The sequence below is a fragment of the Amycolatopsis rhizosphaerae genome (genome assembly GCF_007713715.1).
GTDB lineage: Bacteria > Actinomycetota > Actinomycetes > Mycobacteriales > Pseudonocardiaceae > Amycolatopsis_E > Amycolatopsis_E rhizosphaerae.
Map to the genome: position 1 here is coordinate 1 of NZ_VJWX01000731.1, position 2,407 is coordinate 2,407.

2 protein-coding genes are annotated in these 2,407 nt (G+C 68.7%); both read left to right on the plus strand.

Annotated elements, in window-relative coordinates; genetic code table 11:
• Positions 1 to 559: c-type cytochrome (locus tag FNH05_RS36145; RefSeq protein ID WP_144593333.1), on the plus strand; the 559-nt coding region annotated here is incomplete at its 5' end.
• A 34-nt stretch (positions 560 to 593) separates the two neighbouring features.
• Positions 594 to 2,407, plus strand: a 1,814-nt coding sequence (ctaD, locus tag FNH05_RS36150) for a cytochrome c oxidase subunit I (protein WP_144593334.1), incomplete at its 3' end; no start/stop codon positions are given.

The window sequence follows — 2,407 nt, forward strand, 5'->3', positions numbered from 1 at the left end:
CCACATTCCGGTCGGCACCCCGGTCCAGGTGCGCCTGTCCACCGACGACGTCCTGCACAGCTTCTGGGTGCCCGAGTTGATGCCCAAGACCGACCTGATCGCGGGCCGGACGAACACCACCTGGATCCGGGCCGACCGGCCCGGCGACTTCCGCGGCCTGTGCGCCGAGTACTGCGGGATGCAGCACGCGAACATGGAGTTCCTGGTGGTGGCACAGCCGGCACCGGAGTACGACGCGTGGCTCGTGCGCGCGGCCGCTCCCGCCCCGGCCCCCGCCGGCGCCGCCGCGCAGCGGGGGCTGCAGGTCTTCGAACAGGTCGGGTGCGCCTCCTGCCACACGATCCGCGGCACCGCGGCCAACGGGAAGGTCGGTCCCGACCTGTCCGCCGTCGGCTCGCGGTGGAGCATCGGCGCGGGCGCCGCCCCGAACACCCCCGGCTCACTGGGCGGCTGGATAGCGAACTCCCAGAACCTCAAACCCGGCAACGCCATGCCCCCGCAGCCGGTGCCCGCGACGGACCTTCCCGACGTGATCGCCTACCTGCGGTCGTTGAAATAACCGGCCCAGCGCTTGTTTTCCGAGGAGGACGAGAATGTCCGTCGCCCAGCAGCCCTCCCCGGGCCCCGGCGTGGTGGACCACGCCGCGCTGGAAAAGCAGCTGGACCGGCACTGGGGTGAGCGCCCTTCGCTGCGCACCTGGTTCAGCACGGTGGACCACAAGCGCATCGGACGGCGCTACCTGGTCACCGCCGCCGGTTTCTTCGTCCTTTCCGGACTCGACGCGGCTGCGCTGCGGGCCCAGCTGGCCCGGCCCCGCGAGCACTTCCTGTCCTTCGAGGAGTACAACCAGCTGTTCACCATGCACGGCACCGCGATGATCTTCCTGTTCGCCACGCCCATGCTGTTCGGCTTCGGCAACTTCCTGTTCCCGCTCATGCTCGGCACCCGCGACATGGCCTTCCCGCGGCTGAACGCGTTCGGCTACTGGGTTTTCCTGTTCGCCGGGCTGGTGATGTTCTCCAGCCTGGCCGCGGGGAACGGGCCCGACGGGGGCTGGTTCGCCTACGTGCCACTGACCACGAAACCGTATTCCCTCGGGCTCGGCCTCGACGTGTATTCCCTCGGCCTGCTGTTCCTCGGCGTCTCGACCACGGCGGGCGCGATCAACTTCATCGTGACCGCGTTCAAGCTACGGGCCCCGGGCATGTCGCTGAACCGGGTGCCGATCTTCGTCTGGGCACTGGTGGCGACCTCGTTCATGGTGCTGTTCGCCCTGCCGCCGCTCAATGTCGCGAATGGACTGCTGTTCCTCTCCCGCCGCTTCGGCGCGCACTTCTTCGATCCGGGCACCGGCGGGAACGTGCTGCTGTGGCAGCACCTGTTCTGGCTGTTCGGGCATCCGGACGTCTACATCATCGTGATGCCCGCGCTGGGCATCGTCTCCTCGATCATCCCGGCGTTCAGCCGCCGCGGCATCGCCGCCTACCCGCTGGTGGTGCTGTCGATCGTGACCACCGCGATCGTCGCCTTCGGCGTGTGGGTGCACCACATGTTCGCCACCGGCCTGCCCCAGCTGTCGATGAGCTTCTTCAGCGCCGCCAGCCTGTTGATCACCATCCCGTCGGGCATCCAGATCTTCGCGTGGCTGGCCACGATGTGGCTGGGCAAGGTCGTGCTGCGGGTGCCGATGCTGTTCGTCATCGGATTCATCGTCGTGTTCGTGCTCGGCGGGTTCACCGGCGTGATGTTCGCGCTCGTCGCCTTCGACCAGCAGGTCACCGACTCCTACTTCGTGGTCGCCCACTTCCACTACGTGCTCTTCGGCGGCGCGGTGTTCCCGATCATCGCCGGGCTCTACCACTGGTTCCCGAAGATCACCGGGCGGATGTACCACGAGGGCCTTGGCCGCTGGGCGTTCGCGCTGGTGTTCCTCGGGATGAACCTGACCTTCTTCCCGATGCACGTGTCGGGCCTGCTCGGCATGCCGCGGCGGATCGCCACCTACCCGGACGGCATGGGCTGGAATGGCTGGAACCTCGCGTCCTCGATCGGGGTGGCGGTGCTCGCGCTCGGGCTGCTGCTGGTCCTGGGCGGGCTGTGGCACGCGCTGCGCCGCGGTGAGAAGGCCCCGCCGGATCCGTGGGGCGGCGACACCCTGGAGTGGGCGATGCCCTCGCCGCCACCGCACTTCAACTTCGCGGTCATCCCGGCGGTGCACAGCCTGCACCCCAACTGGGACGAACGCACCGCCGCCTCGCTGCACCGCGCGGGCGAGGACCGCACGCTCGCCGGGGGCCGCAAGGCGGCGACCACCACCGAACTCGACGGAAGCTACGACAAGGCCCAGGAAACGGCCCAGGAGTCACTCAAACCGTTCGTCGTCGCGGTGGGCCTGCTCATCGGGGT